This window comes from Streptomyces sp. NBC_01306, assembly GCF_026340465.1.
Classification (GTDB): domain Bacteria; phylum Actinomycetota; class Actinomycetes; order Streptomycetales; family Streptomycetaceae; genus Streptomyces.
This window is the reverse complement of sequence record NZ_JAPEPC010000001.1, coordinates 6,002,783-6,017,852: the sequence shown is the minus strand read 5'-3', so window position 1 is coordinate 6,017,852 and position 15,070 is coordinate 6,002,783. Positions and strand designations below refer to the sequence as shown.

Sequence of the window (15,070 nt, the reverse complement as noted above, 5' to 3'; positions counted from 1 at the left end):
GTCGCACCGCGCCTACTTCACCAGCACCTTGAGCGCGGTGCGCTCGTCCATCGCCCGGTAGCCCTCCGGCACCTCGTCCAGGCCGACGGTCCGGTCGAAGACCGGTGACGGGTCGATCGTGCCGTCCAGTACGTCGGGGAGCAGCTCGGGGATGTAGGTGCGGACCGGCGCGACACCGCCACGCAGGGCGATGTTGCGGTTGAACATGTCGCTGAGGCTCAGACCCGTGCCGCTGCCGTGCGGGACACCGACGTACCCGATGGCTCCGCCGTCGCGGGTGACGGCGACGGCGGTGGCCATCGACTGCTCGGTGCCGACGGCCTCGATCACCGCGTGCGCGCCCTGGCCGCCGGTCAGCTCGCGCACCGCGGCGACGGCCTCGTCGCCGCGGACCGCGACGATGTCCGTGGCGCCGAAGGTCCGGGCGATGTCCGTGCGGGCCCGGTGCCGGCCGAGCGCGATGATGCGCTCGGCGCCGAGCCGCCTGGCGGCCAGTACGCCGCAGAGCCCGACCGCTCCGTCACCGACGACGGCGACGGTGCTGCCCGGCCGCACCCCCGCGCCGAGGGCGGCGTGGTGGCCGGTGCCCATGACGTCGGAGAGCGCGAGCAGCCCGGTGAGCAGCCGGTCGTCGGACGCGGCGGCGGCCGGGAGCTTGACGAGTGTGGCGTCGGCGAAGGGCACCCTGACCGCTTCGCCCTGGCCGCCGTCGGCGCCGACCGAGCCCCAGAACCCGCCCTGCGGGCAGGAGGTGGTCAGCCCTTCGGCGCAGTACTCGCAGGCGCCGTCGGACCAGACGAAGGGCGCGACGACGAGGTCACCGGTGGCGAAGCCCCGTACGTCGGAGCCGGCCGACTCGACGGTGCCGAGGAACTCGTGGCCGATGCGTTGCCCCGGGACGCGCGCGGCCACCCCCCGGTAGGCCCAGAGGTCGCTGCCGCAGATGCAGGACCGCAGGACGCGGACGACGACGTCGGTGGGGTGCTGGATCGCGGGGTCCGGCACCTCTTCCACGCGGATGTCGTGAGGGGCGTGGATGACGGTGGCGCGCATGGGACAAATCCTTGCTGATCAGACAGATGTACGACTGCCACCGTACCCGGGAGCCGGCGCACCCCAGGACCGGAGCACCCCGGAGGCCAGCAGGGACTGGGCCGCCAGATAGGTCGCCATGACCCAGAAACCGGGTACGGGTGGCTGTGGGAGGTCCGCGATGCCCGTGGCGATCAGCGTGTCGGAGACCAGGAAGAGCGCCCCGCCCAGCCCGGCCCGCAGGCCGAGTCCGCTCGCCCGGTACGCCATGGCGGTGAGCAGCAGCGAGTAGCCCGCCACCGGGATCCGCAGCCCGGCCGGGAGGGCGGGCAGCAGCACGGCGGCCGTGGCGGCCAGCGCGACCGCGTAGCCCGCCCCGAGGTACGGGTTCGTCCGGCCGCGGCCGAAGAGCACCAGGTAGCAGACGTGCCCGGCGGCGAACAGCGCCATCCCGGCGAGGAAGGCCGGGTCCGCGTCGATCAGGAGCAGGGTGTCGCCGCCCCAGCCGAACAGCAGCGCCGCGATCAGCAGCCGGGGCGCGCCCCGCGCGTACACCTGGGCCGCGAGCAGCGGCATCAGCAGCGGTTTGGCGACGGCGTGCAGGGTCTGGGCGGTGTGCCCGTGCACGAGGAGCGCGGAGAGGTCGGTCAGGACGGCGAGCGCGTAGGCGAACAGCAGCAGCCGCGCGGCCCGCTCCCGCGTCACGCGATCCGCTCGGAGGAGGTCTCCCGGACGGCGGGAGCGGCGGCGGGGACAGCGGCGGCGGGTTCCACCGGCTGCGGGGCCGCGGCCCCCGTCACCGGCGCCGGCTGCCAGCCCGGTCCGCCGAAGACCCGCCCCGCCCGTTCGCGCCAGCTCTCCGCGGCCCGCAGGTCCCGGGCGATCGCCGCGTACTCGTGGGTCGCGACCCGCAGCGGGTTGTAGGTCTCGATGTTCTTGGTCAGCCCGAAGACGGGCCGCACGGTCTCCGGGGTGAAGGACCCGAACAGCCGGTCCCAGACGATGAGGATCCCGCCGAAGTTGCGGTCCAGGTAGCCGCCCTGGGAGGCGTGGTGCACCCGGTGGTGGGAGGGCGTGTTGAGCAGGTACTCGAAGGGGCGCGGCAGCTTGCCGACCCGCTCGGTGTGCACCCAGAACTGGTAGACGAGGTTGGCCGACGAGCAGAAGGCGAGCGCGGCCGGATGCACGCCGATGGCGATCAGCGGGACGTAGAACGGCCAGACGGTCAGCGACGTCCAGGGCTGGCGCAGCGCGGTCGTGAGGTTGAACTTGCGGCTGGAGTGGTGCACGACGTGGCAGGCCCACAGGATGCGGACGACATGGTGGCCGCGGTGCGACCAGTAGTAGAAGAAGTCCTGGCCGAGCAGCATCAGGGGGACGGTCCACCACAGGACGGGGACGCGCAGCGGGGTCAGTTCGTAGACGGCGGTGTAGATCGCGACGATCGGGATCTTCCACAGGAAGTCGAAGACCAGGCTGCCGAGACCCATACCGATGCTGGTGACGGCATCCCTGGTCTCGTACCCCGCGGAGTCCTCGTCGGGATGGAACCGGTAGCTCGCCATCTCCACGACGGTGAGCAGGACGAACGCCGGTATGGACCACAGCACGACATCGGGCAGGTTCGGCATGGCAGCACGGTACGGCCGCCGGAACGGCCCCGGCTAGACGTTGTTACTGACAAGTATGCGAGACATTCTGTCAGCGTGTTTTGGTGAGTTCCGCCAATCGGCGCCGCCGGAGCGGTCCTTGAGCCGTCCCGGAGCAGACCTGAGCGGCCTCCGCGTCCTCCCGGCGGGCTCGGGGCGGGCTTCCGGGGCAGGCTCGGCGGCTCAGACCCCCGCCGCACCCAGCAGCGCACCGGCGCCGTAGGTCACCGCCATGGCCAGCGCGCCCCCCACCATGTTCCGCGCCACGGCGGGGCGCACCGGAGCGGCACCCGACCGGGCGCTCCACCAGCCCGCCATGGCCAGCGCCGCCAGGACGGAGAGCACCGTGATGTACAGCCGGACCGAGGCCGGCGGAAGCACGATGGCCAGCAACGGCAGCAGCGCACCGGCCGTGAAGGCGGCGAAGCTGGCGCCGGCGGCGTGCCAGGGACTGGTGAGGTCGTCGGGGTCGATGCCCAGCTCGACCTCGGCGTGGGCGCGCAGGGCGTCCCGCTCCGTGAGCTGCTCGGCGGCCTCGCGGGCCAGTTCGGCCGAGAGCCCCTTGCCCTCCAGGAGCCCGGCCAGTTCGTCGAGTTCGGCGTCCGGGGTCTCGCGCAGTTCGCGCCTCTCCATGGCCAGCGCGGCCTTCTCGGAGTCGCGCTGGGTGGACACGGAGACGTACTCCCCCGCCGCCATCGACATCGATCCGGCGAGCAGTCCGGAGAGACCGGCGGTGAGCAGTGCGGTACGCGAGTCGGTGGCACCGGCGACGCCGACGACGATGCCCGCGGTCGACACGACACCGTCGTTGGCTCCGAGCACCGCGGCCCGGAGCCAGTTGAGGCGCGCTCCGAGGCCGCTGTGGTGGGGTTCGCCGTGGGAGGAGTCCGTCATCGGACCAGAGTCTCATCCGGGCGGCCCGCACCGCACCGGCCTCGCCCGTGGTGTCCCGGACCAGCCGGACGGCCGGGGCGGTGTCAGCGGGGCACGGGGCCGGAGCGGCGCCGGCCGGAGCCGATGCCCCGTCATATCGGTTACGCCGTAACGGAAGCCGTGCGCTGCCGCCCCGGACACGGGTACCGGCCGCCGCCGGCCGCCGATCGGGGCCGCCCCCGGGATTGCGGTGTTGTCGGTAGGGGCCCGTATTCTCTGTGACCATGCTCGACGACCGCCAGACAGCAGCGACAGCGTGGCCGGCCGCGTACCCGCAGGGGTACGCGGTCGTCGACGTGGAGACCACCGGCCTCGCACGCGACGACCGGATAATCTCCGCTGCCGTCTACCGGCTGGACGCCCGGGGCGATGTCGAGGACCACTGGTACACGCTGGTGAATCCGGAGCGGGACCCCGGGCCCGTCTGGATCCACGGGCTGACCAGTGATGTCCTGGCGGGCGCCCCGCTCTTCCCGGAGATCGCGGCGGAGTTCGCCGAACGGCTCGACGGGCGCGTGCTGGTGGCGCACAACGCGATCTTCGACTGGCAGATGATCGCCAGGGAGTACGCCCGCGCGCAGCGCACCCCTCCGGTCCGCCAGCGGCTGTGCACCATCGCGCTCTCCAAGGAGCTCGCCCTGCCGCTGCCCAACCACAAGCTGGAGTCGCTCGCCGCGCACTTCGGCGTCGTACAGGAGCACGCCCACCACGCGCTCGACGACGCCCGGGTGCTGGCCGAGGCGTTCCGCCCGAGTCTGCACGCGGCAGCCAGGGACGGGGTGCGGCTGCCGCTCCTGGAGTGCCGGCCGCTCACCGAGTGGTCGGACGCACCGGCCGCGCCGCGTGTCGGCTACCAGGCCTCGTACCGGCAGAGCAGCTGGCGCCCGGCCAGGAAGCGGCCCGCCTGCCCCTACCCGAATCCGGGGCGGTACGAGCCGGGGAAGCCGCTGGCGCAGGGGATGCGGGTGGCGTTCTCCGGTGACACATCGGTCGACCGCGAGCTGCTGGAGGACCGGGCAGCCGAAGCCGGGCTGCATGTGGCGACGAGCCTCTCCCGGCTGACCAGCCTGCTCGTCACCAACGACCCGGACTCCGCCACGTCCAAGACGGTCAAGGCCAAGTCCTTCGGCACCCCCGTCATCGACGAGGCCGCCTTCACCCAGCTGCTGCGCGACGTCGCCCCGGCCCCGGCAGACGGGTGATTGGCGGGCGACTCGCCCACCGCCCGCTCGCCCGCCGGCGCCCGCGCGTCCCACCCTGTGGCGCATGGCACGTTGCGAGGTATGCGGAAACGACTACGGCATGTCCTTCGAGGTTCACGCGCAGGGCGCGGTCCACGTCTTCGACTGCTTCTCCTGCGCCATTCACCGCATGGCGCCCATCTGTGGGCACTGCCGTGTCCAGGTCATCGGGCAGGGCGTGGAGGCCGACGGTGTGTGGTACTGCGGCGGGCACTGCGCCCGCGCGGAGGGGAAGGAGGGCATCGTCGACAAGGTCTGACTCTGCCCGGTTCTGTCCCTCCGGCCGGACCCCCCGTCCGGAGGGCTTCGCCGGGCGGGTACCTTCAGAGGCGTGTACCGCTTCCTGTTGACACGGCAGTGGGTGATTCTCGCCCTTGTCTCCATCGTCCTGATGCCGACGATGATCAAGCTGGGCTTCTGGCAACTGCACCGCCATGAACACAAGGTTGCGCAGAACACACTCATCGGCAAGAATCTCAAGTCGAGACCCGTACCGGTCGGAGACCTCACCTCCCCCGGGCACACCGTGCCGTACGACCAGTACTGGCGCCAGGTGACGGCGACCGGCCACTTCGACAACGCGGACGAGGTCGTCGTACGGCGCAGGACCTCGGCCGACGGCACCGTCGGGTACCACGTCCTGACGCCCTTCGTCCTGGACGACGGCAAGACCGTACTCATCAACCGCGGCTGGGTCGCGGACAACGGCAGCCAGCTCACGCTCCCCAAGATCCCGCCCGCCCCCAAGGGCAGGCTCACGGTGGCCGGCCGGCTGATGGCCGACGAGACGACCGGGGCCAGCGGGATCAAGAACGAGAAGGGGCTGCCGCCCCACCAGGTGATGCTGATCAACAGCGCCGAAGAGGCGAAGGCGCTGGGCAGGACGGTGCTCGGCGGCTACATCGAGCAGACCGCGCCCACGCCCAAGGGCGACTCGCCCCAGCTGATCCCGGCACCCGAGCACTCGGACATCGGCCCGCACATGGCGTACGCCGTCCAGTGGTGGCTCTTCACCGCCGGAGTGCCCATCGGATTCGTGGTCCTCGTACGCCGTGAGAAGCGCGAACGGGCCGCGGCCGCCTCCGAGAGCACACCCGAACCGGTGCCCACGGCTGCTTAACCCGGCGCGGTCCCGGGAAGACGGCACACCGTGACCCAACGTATCGAGGACTACGCCCTCATCGGCGATCTGCAGACCGCGGCCCTGGTCGGCAGGGACGGCTCCATCGACTGGCTGTGCCTGCCCCGCTTCGACTCGGCGGCGTGCTTCGCCTCGCTGCTCGGCGACGACGAGAACGGCCACTGGCGCATCGCCCCGGCCGGAGCCGGCAACTGCACCAGGCGGAGCTACCGGGGCGAGTCGCTCGTCCTGGAATCGGTCTGGGAGACGGCGACCGGCACGGTCAAAATCACCGACTTCATGCCGCAGCGTGACACCGCCCCGGACATCATGCGGATCGTCGAAGGTGTCACCGGCGAGGTGGAGATGGCGGGAACGCTGCGCCTGCGCTTCGACTACGGCTCGGTCATCCCGTGGATGCGCCGCTCGGACGGGCACCGGGTCGCGGTGGCGGGCCCGGACTCGGTGTGGCTGCGCAGCGAGCCGGAGGTGCGGACCTGGGGCCACCAGTTCTCCACCTGCTCGTCGTTCACGGTCGCCGCGGGCGAGAAGGTGGCGTTCGTGCTCACCTGGCACCCCTCGGAGGAGCCGCGCCCTCCGCTGGTGGACCCGCACGAGGCACTGGCCGACGCCCTGGAGGACTGGCACGAGTGGTCGGAGCGCTGCCGGTACCAGGGCCCTTACCGCGAGGCCGTGATCCGCTCGCTGATCAGCCTGAAGGCGCTCACCTTCGCCCCGACCGGCGGCATCGTCGCGGCCCCCACCACCTCCCTCCCGGAGGAGATCGGGGGCGTACGCAACTGGGACTACCGGTTCTGCTGGCTGCGCGACTCCACGCTCACCCTCGGCGCGCTGCTGGCCTGCGGCTATCTGGAGGAGGCCGCCGCGTGGCGCGACTGGCTGCTGCGCGCGGTCGCGGGCGCCCCCGGTGATCTGCAGATCATGTACGGGCTCGCCGGCGAGCGGCGGCTGCCCGAGACGGAGCTGGAGTGGCTGCGCGGCCACGAGGGGTCCGCGCCGGTGCGCACCGGGAACGGAGCCGTGACCCAGCTTCAGCTCGACGTGTACGGCGAGGTCATCGACTCGCTCTATCTGGCCCGTACGTCGGGTCTTGCCGATGAGCCGCACGCCTGGAGGCTCCAGCTGGCTCTGCTCGGCTTCCTGGAGTCGCGCTGGCGCGAGCCGGACGAGGGTCTGTGGGAAGTACGCGGGCCGCGCCGCCACTTCGTGCACTCGAAGGTGATGGCGTGGGTGGCCGCCGACCGCGCCGTACGCACCCTGGAGGCCGAGCCGAAGCTGCACGGGGACGTGGAGCGGTGGCGGCGGATGCGCGACGAGGTGCACCAGGAGGTGTGCGAGAAGGGCTTCGACAAGGAGCACAACACCTTCACCCAGTCGTACGGCTGCTCCGATCTGGACGCGGCGACGCTGCTCATCCCCCAGGTCGGCTTCCTGCCGCCGGACGATCCGCGGGTGATCGGTACGGTCGACGCCGTACGCCGGGAGCTGTGCCACGACGGCCTGGTGCGCCGCTACAGCATGGCGGGGCCGGCGGTGGACGGCCTGCCGGGCGGCGAGGGGACGTTCCTGGTCTGCTCGTTCTGGCTGGCCGACGCGCTGCGGCTGACCGGGCGGGTCAAGGAGGCCGAGGCGCTCCTCGAAAAGCTGCTGTCGCTCCGCAACGACGTCGGACTGCTGGCCGAGGAGTACGACCCGGTGGCCGGGCGCCAACTCGGCAACTTCCCGCAGGCGTTCAGCCACATCGGCCTGGTGAACACCGCTCTCGGGCTGGCCCGCGCGCTGGGGGCGCCCGAGGAGGATGCAGGATAGAGCCATGGATCTTGGACTGAAGGACCGCGTCTACGTCGTCACCGGGGCCACCAGGGGGCTGGGGTTCGCCTCCGCACGTGAGCTGGCGGCCGACGGGGCGAAGGTGATCATCACCGGGCGCGACGCGGATACGGCGCGAGCTGCGGCGGCCGAGCTCGGTCCCGGTGTGATCGGGGTGGCGGCCGACAACAGCGACCCCGCGGTCGCCGAGCGGCTGATCGCCACCGCGCGGGAGCACTTCGGCCGCTTCGACGGCATCCTGATCAGCGTCGGCGGCCCGGCCGCAGGCTCCGCGGCCGACAACACCGACGAGCAGTGGCGCACGGCCTTCGAGGCCGTCTTCCTGGGCGCGGTGCGGCTCGCCCGCACCGCCGCGGCCGAGCTGTCCGACGGCGGCGTGATCGGCCTGGTGCTCTCCGGCTCGGTGCACGAGCCCATCGGCGGCCTGACGATCTCCAACGGGCTCCGCCCCGGTCTGGCCGGTTTCGCCAAGTCGCTCGCCGACGAGGTGGGTCCGCTCGGGATCCGGGTGGTCGGGCTGCTGCCAGGCCGCATCGACACGGACCGGGTGCGGCACCTCGACACGCTCGGCGGTGACCCGGAGGCGGCGCGCACGAGGAGCGAGGCGGGGATTCCGCTGCGGCGCTACGGGCGGCCGGAGGAGTTCGGCAGGGCCGCCGCGTTCCTGCTGTCGCCCGGGGCCTCGTACCTCACCGGGGTCATGCTGCCGGTCGACGGCGGTTCCCGGCGCGGATTCTGACCCGCACGGCGCCCGCCGTGCACGGTCCGGCTGCGCAGCCGGCCGCCCGGCCGGTTACGCAGCCGGGCGGCCCGGTCCTGAACAGGGGCCGGGTCAGGGCAGTTCCACCGCCGTGACCAGCACGGCGACCGACCGGTCCGCACCGGCCGCCGCGGCCACCGCCGACCGCACCGCCCCCGCCACATCGAGGGCCCGCCGCCCGGCGGCCACCGCGAGCTCCACCCGGACGTGGTGGTCGGTGCGGTGCACGGCGTCCCCGAGGACACCGGTCAGACGGGCGACGCCGGGAACGGCGGCGGCCGCCTCCGCCTCGGGGCCCCGTACAGCAGCGACTCCCCTGTCCGGCCCAACGACCGGCGGCGGGTTCGGCCCGCCCGGCGCCGACGGGTCCGACGGGGCGTCCAGCAGCCCCGTCACCCGTACGTCCACCTCGGCCACTTCGAGCCCCAGCGCATCGGCGCAGGCCCCGAACAGCGCGTCCCGCAGCCGCTCGACGGCCGCCGGCAGTGACTCTCCCCCGGCCGCCGCTTCGGCCTCCGCCTCGACCCGCAGCGGCCCGGGCGGCAGGGCGCTCGGCGGGGCCGGAACCGCCGAGCGGGCCGTCCCACCGGTCTCGGCCGGGGCAATCCTCAGCTTCCCGAGGGCGACCCCCGGCACCCCGCCGGCAGCGCGCCGCAGCACGGCGGCGGCCGCATCCTCGGCGATCCAGGCCCCGTCCCGCGCGCCGCCGAGCGGCAGCAGCCTGCCGAGGCCGAGCCTGCTGCGGACGGCCTGCGCCCACCCGTCCTGCACCCGCGATCCGTCACCCGTCATACCTCCACCCTGCCGCATTCCCGGCGCGGAACCGGGAAAGCGCACCTACGGTGGGCACAGAATCGGCTACCGCTCGGAGAGGACGTACGGCGATGAGTGAGACCCCGCAGCAGAACCAGTCCGACACCTCTGGCAAGGGGCCCGCCAGGCCCGATGTGACCAAGCGCGGCGGCGGCGCCCCCGGATCCCGCGGCCGTACCACCATCGCGGACGGCGTGGTCGAGAAGATCGCCGGTCTCGCGGCGCGCGACGTGCCCGGCGTGCACGCGATGGGCAGCGGGATCTCCCGTACGTTCGGTGCGGTGCGCGACCGGGTGCCCGGCGGCGGCACCAAGTCCGTGTCGCGCGGGGTGAAGGCCGAGGTCGGTGAGGTCCAGACGGCTCTCGATCTGGAGATCGTCGTCGAGTACGGCGTGTCGATCTCGGAGGTCGCACGCGATGTGCGGGAGAACGTCATCTCGGCTGTGGAGCGCATGACGGGACTTGAGGTCGTCGAGGTCAATATCGCGGTCAGCGATGTGAAGCTGCCCGACGAGGAAGACGACGAAGAGCCGGAGTCCCGACTTCAGTAACCCCGTACCTTCGGCTTAGGAGCGCACGATGAGTATGGCTGTGGTCGGCCTGTTGGTCGGTATGGCACTTGGCTTCGCCGGCTACTTCGGCGGCTTCGGAGCCTTTCTTCTGGTGGCCGCACTCGGTGCGATCGGCTTCGTGGCGGGCAAGTTCGCCGACGGCGACCTCGAAGCCGGTGACTTCTTCCGCGGCCGCGACCACGGCGACGGGCGGCGATGACCGCTCAGGTGGCGCCCGCGGAACGCGGCTCGACCCGCATCGCCGACCGGGTCGTGTCGAAGATCGCGGCGCAGGCGGCGCGTGAGGCGATCGGCACGGTGCCCGCCGGCGGAACGGCCCCGCACGCCACGGTCACCGTGCAGGACTCCCGTGCGCGGGTGCGGGTCAGTCTGGATCTCGGCTATCCGTCCGACATCGGCGCCCAGTGCGGTGCGGTCCGCCGCCGGGTGGCCCAGCGGGTCGAGTCGCTGGCGGGCATGGAGGTGCCCGAGGTGGCGGTGCAGGTCGAGCAGCTGCACTCCGAGCAGACCCGCGGCTCCGACCGGGGGAGGGCCCGATGAGCGAGGCGGACGACAGCACGCGGCGGCTTCCCGTCCTGGAGAAGACCCCGGCCGAGCCCAGCGGTCCCGGCTCCGCCACGGCGTACGCACCGGTGCCCGGGTCGGGTGGCCGGGCGAGGCGATTCTGGTCGGGGCGCAGGACACCGGCGGCGCTGCTCGCGCTCGTGGTGCTCGCGGCGTCCGGCGTGCTGCTGTACGACGTGTCGGCGGTCCGGGCCGGGCGGCCCGCGATGCACTGGCGCCGTGTGGTCGCCGACGATCTGGCGACACGCCCCCTGGACAGCATCTGGATCAAGGTCGGCGCCGGGGTCGCGATGGCCATCGGCCTCTGGCTGATCATCCTGGCGCTCACCCCGGGCCTGCGCTCGCTGCTGACGATGCGGCGCGACAGCCCGCAGATCAAGGCAGCGCTCGAACGGGACGCGGCGGCGCTGGTGCTGCGGGACCGGGCCATGGAGGTGCCCGGTGTGCAGTCCGTGCGCATCCGGATGAAGCGCTCCAAGGTCAAGGTGCGCGCCCGCGCACACTTCCGCGAACTCGACGACGTACGGGCCGACTTGGACAGCGCGATGACGGCAGGGATCAACGGCCTGGGGCTCGCGTCGCGGCCGCGGCTCTCCGTACACGTCAGCCGTCCGGCCAAGAAGGGGTGACGCTTCGATGCTGAAGACAGTCAACCGGGTGCTGCTCACCCTCGCCGGACTCGTACTGCTCGCCCTTGGCGGAGCGGTGCTGGCCGCGGGGCTGCACCTCTCCGTTCCCTCGTGGTGGCCCTGGAGCGGGCCGCACGACGTCCTGCTCAGCACGGCGCGCCGCACCAAATGGCGCGGCGACAGCTGGTGGTGGCCGGTGGTCATCGCGGTGTTCGCCGTCATCGTGCTGCTCGCGCTGTGGTGGCTGCTCGCCCAGCTGCGCCGCTCGCGTCTCTCCGAGGTGCTGGTCGACAGCGGCGACGGGGACGGCGCGCGGCTCAGGGGCCGGGCACTGGAGAACGCGCTGGCGGCCGAGGCCGAGTCGCTGCACGGCGTCGACCGTGCGGTGGTCCGGCTGACCGGCCGGCGCACCTCCCCCGCGGCCCGGATCGGTATGGCGCTCGCGCCGCACGCGGAGCCGGTGTCCGCGCTCTCGGACCTCACCACCGGGGCCCTGGCGCACGCCCGCGAGTCGGCCGGGCTGGCCGAGCTTCCCGCCGAGGTCCAGCTGCGCCCGGTGAAGCACCGCGCGCGCCGGGTGGCCTGAGGGAAGAGCCGGGTGGCCTGAGGGAAGACGGGAGCGCCGTACGGACAGTCGGCCGGACAGGCGCGCGGACAGGCGGCCGGACCACCGGCCGGACTGGGAGCCGGACCGTCAGTCGGACAGTCCCGCCAGGTCACGCAGCCTGCGGGCCTGTCCGGCGCGCTCGGCTGTGCGCTGCTCCTCGTACGTACGGTCCGGTGCCCCGAGCAGCAGTGCCTTGGTCTCGATGACCGCATCGCGGGGGGCGGCGAGCAGGGCGGCCGCCAGGTCGGTGACCGTTCCGTCGAGTTCGTCGGCGGGGACGGCCAGATTGGCCAGACCCGTACGGACGGCTTCGTCGGCGTGCACGAACCGGCCGGTGGCGCAGATCTCCAGCGCCCGGGCATAGCCGACGAGCCCCACCAGCGGATATGTGCCGGTGAGGTCGGGGACGAGCCCGAGGCTGGTCTCGCGCATGGCGAACTGCACGTCGTCGGCGACGACCCGCAGGTCGCAGGCGAGGGCGAGCTGGAACCCGGCACCGATCGCGTGGCCCTGTACGGCGGCGATGGTGATCAGGTCGGTGCGGCGCCACCAGGTGAACGCCTCCTGGTACTCGGCGATGGCCGCGTCGAGCGTGGCGTCATCACCGCGTGCCAGATCGAGGAAGGACGGCTCACCGTCGAAACCCTCAGGCGTGAACGCCTGCCGGTCCAGGCCCGCGGAGAAGGACTTGCCCTCACCGCGCAGCACCACGACGCGGACACTGCCCGGCAGTGACCGTCCCGCTTCTGTCAACGCCCGCCACAGAGCGGGAGACTGGGCGTTGCGCTTCGCGGGGTTGGCCAGCGTCACCGTGGCAACCGCGTCCTCGACGGTCAGCCGTACGCCGTCCTTGTCGAGCACGTAGTCGAGCGAGGTCATGGGGGTCTCCGGTTCTGTGCAGACAGGTAAGTGACTGCACAGTAACCACCCTGCCGGCCCTCCGGCCGACCGGGTGGCACCGTGGTGAACCGGTGAACCCCAGAACCCAGGGCCACAGCCCTGTCAGGCCGATGCGGCCTTCTTGCCTCGCGTTGCTCCGCCGCGTCCTCGCAGCGTCACACCGGACTCGCTGAGCATCCGGTGGACGAATCCGTAGGAGCGGCCGGTCTCTTCGGCCAGTGCCCGGATGCTCGCACCGGAGTCGTATTTCTTCTTCAGGTCTGCCGCGAGCTTGTCACGCGCGGCGCCGGTAACCCGGCTGCCCTTCTTCAGAGTCTCGGCCACCCGTGCCTCCTCAAGGAAGTGCGCTCTGGACTCTCATGATCACCCCTCCCGGCCGTCCTGGCCACCCATTCGGCAAGGTCTGTGCGACAGGGATTTCTGTGTCCCGGCTCACTCCGCGGACCGGATCGCGGCATTCCGGCCCCGGCAGGACGCGCAGAAGACCGCCGCTGAGCGCGAAGGCGCTGGTCAGCGGCGGTCTGATGGAAGGAGCACGGTACGGACCCGTATGACGCCCGCCGGGCGGGCAGCAGGCGTGGGGCGCGCCGGGGTACGAGAGCGGCTCACTCAGATGAAGGATCACCTGTGAGCCGAATGATCCATCCGAAGTGGATCAGGCGACGGACCGGGCGCCGGATCAGGCCAGTGCCACCAGATCCGCGTAGTCCGGACCCCACAGGTCCTCGACGCCGTCGGGCAGCAGGATGATCCGCTCCGGCTCCAGCGCGTGTACCGCGCCCTCGTCGTGGGTGACGAGGATGACCGCGCCCTTGTAGGTGCGGAGCGCTCCGAGGATCTCCTCGCGGCTGGCCGGGTCGAGGTTGTTGGTGGGCTCGTCGAGCAGGAGCACGTTGGCCGACGAGACGACGAGGGTGGCCAGCGCCAGCCGGGTCTTCTCACCGCCGGAGAGGACCCCGGCCGGCTTGTCGACGTCGTCGCCCGAGAAGAGGAACGAGCCGAGCGTCTTGCGGACCTGGACCAGATCGAGATCGGGTGCGGCGGAGCGCATGTTCTCCAGCACCGAGCGCTCGGGGTCCAGCGTCTCGTGCTCCTGGGCGTAGTAGCCCATCTTCAGGCCGTGGCCCTCGATGACCTCGCCGGTGTCGGGCTTCTCGGCGCCGGCCAGCAGCTTCAGCAGCGTGGTCTTGCCCGCACCGTTGAGGCCGAGGATGACGACGCGGGAGCCCTTGTCGACCGCGAGGTCGACATCGGTGAAGATCTCCAGCGAGCCGTACGACTTGGACAGGCCCTCCGCCATCAGCGGGGTTCTGCCGCAGGGCGCGGGGTCGGGGAAGCGCAGCTTGGCGACCTTGTCGGACACCCGTACGGCTTCGAGACCGGCGAGCAGCCGGTCCGCGCGCTTGGCCATGTTCTGCGCGGCGACGGTCTTGGTCGCCTTGGCGCGCATCTTGTCGGCCTGCGAGTTGAGGGACGCGGCCTTCTTCTCGGCGTTCTGGCGCTCGCGCTTGCGGCGCTTCTCGTCGGCCTCGCGCTGCTGCTGGTAGAGCTTCCACCCCATGTTGTAGACATCGATCTGGGTGCGGTTGGCGTCCAGATAGAAGACCTTGTTGACCACCGTCTTGACCAGCTCTTCATCGTGGGAGATCACGATGAAGCCGCCGCGGTAGTTCTTCAGGTACTCGCGCAGCCAGACGATGGAGTCGGCGTCGAGGTGGTTGGTGGGCTCGTCGAGGAGCAGGGTGTCGGCGTCCGAGAAGAGGATCCTGGCCAGCTCGACCCGGCGGCGCTGACCGCCGGAGAGCGTATGGAGCGGCTGGCCGAGCACCCGGTCGGGCAGTCCGAGGGCAGCGGCGATGGTGGCCGCCTCGGCCTCGGCCGCGTACCCGCCCTTGGTGAGGAACTCCGTCTCCAGGCGCTCGTACTTCTTCATCGCCTTCTCGCGGGTCGCGCCCTGGCCGTGCGCCATGCGCTCCTCGTTCTCCCGCATCTTGCGCAGCACGGAGTCGAGGTCACGGGCGGAGAGGATGCGGTCGCTGGCGAGGACGTCGAGGTCGCCGGTGCGCGGGTCCTGCGGGAGGTAGCCGACCTCGCCGGAGCGGGTGATGGTGCCCCCGGCGGGGGCGCCCTCGCCCGCGAGGCACTTGGTGAGCGTGGTCTTGCCTGCGCCGTTGCGGCCGACGAGGCCGATGCGGTCGCCCTTGGCGATACGGAAGGAGGCGGACTCGATGAGGATGCGGGCGCCGGCGCGCAGCTCGATGCCGGAAGCGGTGATCACGGAAAAACTCCAGGGCGGTATGGACGGCGGAAGGGCAGGCGGAGGGTTGCTTCGACGCCGGCTAATGCACAAGGAGAAATGCCATGCGGCCCAGTCTAACGGTGCCGCGCGGGCACTCTGC

18 protein-coding genes are annotated in these 15,070 nt (G+C 72.0%); 10 read left to right on the top strand and 8 right to left on the bottom strand.

Annotated elements, in window-relative coordinates:
- Positions 1–12: 12 nt before the first annotated feature.
- The 4 genes from OG385_RS26565 to OG385_RS26550 all read right to left on the bottom strand — a co-directional run bounded on the left by OG385_RS26565 (position 13) and on the right by OG385_RS26550 (position 3,575).
- Entirely contained in the window at positions 13–1,053 is a 1,041-nt protein-coding gene (locus tag OG385_RS26565; RefSeq protein ID WP_266858322.1) for a zinc-dependent alcohol dehydrogenase family protein, read from the bottom strand.
- An 18-nt stretch (positions 1,054–1,071) separates the two neighbouring features.
- The gene (locus OG385_RS26560) at positions 1,072–1,737 is read right to left on the bottom strand and encodes a lysoplasmalogenase (RefSeq protein ID WP_266858321.1); all 666 of its coding nucleotides are present in this window, start codon (positions 1,735–1,737) and stop codon (positions 1,072–1,074) included.
- Positions 1,734–2,663 (bottom strand): sterol desaturase family protein, encoded by a 930-nt coding sequence (locus OG385_RS26555; RefSeq protein ID WP_266858320.1) that lies wholly within the window; start codon positions 2,661–2,663, stop codon positions 1,734–1,736. The genes OG385_RS26560 and OG385_RS26555 overlap by 4 nt, the downstream gene beginning before the upstream one ends.
- 201 nt (positions 2,664–2,864) lie before the next feature.
- Positions 2,865–3,575, bottom strand: a complete 711-nt coding sequence (locus tag OG385_RS26550) for a VIT family protein (RefSeq protein ID WP_266858318.1) — start codon at positions 3,573–3,575, stop codon at positions 2,865–2,867.
- 257 nt (positions 3,576–3,832) lie between these two features.
- Between OG385_RS26550 and OG385_RS26545 the strand changes: the two genes are divergently transcribed.
- The 5 genes from OG385_RS26545 to OG385_RS26525 all read left to right on the top strand — a co-directional run bounded on the left by OG385_RS26545 (position 3,833) and on the right by OG385_RS26525 (position 8,565).
- Positions 3,833–4,816: a DEDDh family exonuclease gene (locus OG385_RS26545; protein WP_266858316.1), complete on the top strand. Its 984-nt coding sequence runs from the start codon at positions 3,833–3,835 to the stop codon at positions 4,814–4,816.
- A gap of 64 nt (positions 4,817–4,880) precedes the next feature.
- On the top strand, positions 4,881–5,114 hold the full coding sequence (locus tag OG385_RS26540) for a hypothetical protein (RefSeq protein ID WP_266858314.1): 234 nt from the start codon (positions 4,881–4,883) through the stop codon (positions 5,112–5,114).
- Between the two features lie 72 nt (positions 5,115–5,186).
- Positions 5,187–5,975, top strand: a complete 789-nt coding sequence (locus tag OG385_RS26535; protein WP_266858312.1) for an SURF1 family protein — start codon at positions 5,187–5,189, stop codon at positions 5,973–5,975.
- 30 nt (positions 5,976–6,005) lie between these two features.
- Positions 6,006–7,805 carry a glycoside hydrolase family 15 protein gene (locus OG385_RS26530; protein ID WP_266858310.1) on the top strand — a complete coding sequence of 600 codons (1,800 nt, stop codon included), beginning with the start codon at positions 6,006–6,008 and terminating at the stop codon, positions 7,803–7,805.
- 4 nt (positions 7,806–7,809) lie between these two features.
- Positions 7,810–8,565 (top strand): SDR family oxidoreductase, encoded by a 756-nt coding sequence (locus tag OG385_RS26525; protein WP_266858308.1) that lies wholly within the window; start codon positions 7,810–7,812, stop codon positions 8,563–8,565.
- A 93-nt stretch (positions 8,566–8,658) separates the two neighbouring features.
- Here OG385_RS26525 and OG385_RS26520 read toward each other — a convergent pair whose 3' ends face one another.
- Complete coding sequence (locus tag OG385_RS26520) at positions 8,659–9,378, bottom strand: hypothetical protein (RefSeq protein ID WP_266858306.1); 720 nt, start codon at positions 9,376–9,378, stop codon at positions 8,659–8,661.
- A gap of 92 nt (positions 9,379–9,470) precedes the next feature.
- Here OG385_RS26520 and OG385_RS26515 point away from each other — a divergent pair, with 92 nt between their 5' ends.
- From OG385_RS26515 to amaP, 5 genes are read left to right on the top strand one after another with little or no spacing between them, the layout of a single operon-like run.
- Positions 9,471–9,950: an Asp23/Gls24 family envelope stress response protein gene (locus tag OG385_RS26515; RefSeq protein WP_266858304.1), complete on the top strand. Its 480-nt coding sequence runs from the start codon at positions 9,471–9,473 to the stop codon at positions 9,948–9,950.
- Between the two features lie 28 nt (positions 9,951–9,978).
- A complete protein-coding gene (locus OG385_RS26510) occupies positions 9,979–10,170 on the top strand; it encodes a hypothetical protein (protein WP_266858302.1) in 192 nt (63 codons plus the stop codon).
- Positions 10,167–10,511, top strand: a complete 345-nt coding sequence (locus OG385_RS26505) for an Asp23/Gls24 family envelope stress response protein (protein ID WP_266858300.1) — start codon at positions 10,167–10,169, stop codon at positions 10,509–10,511. The genes OG385_RS26510 and OG385_RS26505 overlap by 4 nt, the downstream gene beginning before the upstream one ends.
- Complete coding sequence (locus OG385_RS26500) at positions 10,508–11,164, top strand: DUF6286 domain-containing protein (protein WP_266858298.1); 657 nt, start codon at positions 10,508–10,510, stop codon at positions 11,162–11,164. Before OG385_RS26505 ends, OG385_RS26500 begins: the two co-directional genes overlap by 4 nt.
- A gap of 7 nt (positions 11,165–11,171) precedes the next feature.
- A complete protein-coding gene (gene amaP / locus OG385_RS26495; RefSeq protein WP_266858296.1) occupies positions 11,172–11,750 on the top strand; it encodes an alkaline shock response membrane anchor protein AmaP in 579 nt (192 codons plus the stop codon).
- 108 nt (positions 11,751–11,858) lie between these two features.
- On the opposite strand, the gene OG385_RS26490 is transcribed toward amaP, so the two are convergent.
- From OG385_RS26490 to OG385_RS26480, 3 genes are all read right to left on the bottom strand, one after another.
- Positions 11,859–12,650: an enoyl-CoA hydratase/isomerase family protein gene (locus OG385_RS26490; protein ID WP_266858294.1), complete on the bottom strand. Its 792-nt coding sequence runs from the start codon at positions 12,648–12,650 to the stop codon at positions 11,859–11,861.
- A 123-nt stretch (positions 12,651–12,773) separates the two neighbouring features.
- Positions 12,774–12,995 (bottom strand): helix-turn-helix domain-containing protein, encoded by a 222-nt coding sequence (locus tag OG385_RS26485; RefSeq protein WP_006123601.1) that lies wholly within the window; start codon positions 12,993–12,995, stop codon positions 12,774–12,776.
- Positions 12,996–13,350: 355 nt separating this feature from the next.
- Entirely contained in the window at positions 13,351–14,949 is a 1,599-nt protein-coding gene (locus tag OG385_RS26480) for an ABC-F family ATP-binding cassette domain-containing protein (protein WP_266858292.1), read from the bottom strand.
- Positions 14,950–15,070 lie beyond the last annotated feature (121 nt).

What these genes read in the sequence shown, in the direction of transcription:
- OG385_RS26565 (WP_266858322.1), bottom strand. Translation starts at nt 1,053, where the DNA reads ATGCGCGCCACCGTCATCCACGCCCCTCACGACATCCGCGTGGAAGAG.
- OG385_RS26555 (WP_266858320.1), bottom strand. Translation starts at nt 2,663, where the DNA reads ATGCCGAACCTGCCCGATGTCGTGCTGTGGTCCATACCGGCGTTCGTC.
- OG385_RS26550 (WP_266858318.1), bottom strand. Translation starts at nt 3,575, where the DNA reads ATGACGGACTCCTCCCACGGCGAACCCCACCACAGCGGCCTCGGAGCG.
- OG385_RS26540 (WP_266858314.1), top strand. Translation starts at nt 4,881, where the DNA reads ATGGCACGTTGCGAGGTATGCGGAAACGACTACGGCATGTCCTTCGAG.
- OG385_RS26525 (WP_266858308.1), top strand. Translation starts at nt 7,810, where the DNA reads ATGGATCTTGGACTGAAGGACCGCGTCTACGTCGTCACCGGGGCCACC.
- OG385_RS26520 (WP_266858306.1), bottom strand. Translation starts at nt 9,378, where the DNA reads ATGACGGGTGACGGATCGCGGGTGCAGGACGGGTGGGCGCAGGCCGTC.
- OG385_RS26515 (WP_266858304.1), top strand. Translation starts at nt 9,471, where the DNA reads ATGAGTGAGACCCCGCAGCAGAACCAGTCCGACACCTCTGGCAAGGGG.
- OG385_RS26510 (WP_266858302.1), top strand. Translation starts at nt 9,979, where the DNA reads ATGAGTATGGCTGTGGTCGGCCTGTTGGTCGGTATGGCACTTGGCTTC.
- OG385_RS26505 (WP_266858300.1), top strand. Translation starts at nt 10,167, where the DNA reads ATGACCGCTCAGGTGGCGCCCGCGGAACGCGGCTCGACCCGCATCGCC.
- OG385_RS26500 (WP_266858298.1), top strand. Translation starts at nt 10,508, where the DNA reads ATGAGCGAGGCGGACGACAGCACGCGGCGGCTTCCCGTCCTGGAGAAG.
- amaP (WP_266858296.1), top strand. Translation starts at nt 11,172, where the DNA reads ATGCTGAAGACAGTCAACCGGGTGCTGCTCACCCTCGCCGGACTCGTA.
- OG385_RS26490 (WP_266858294.1), bottom strand. Translation starts at nt 12,650, where the DNA reads ATGACCTCGCTCGACTACGTGCTCGACAAGGACGGCGTACGGCTGACC.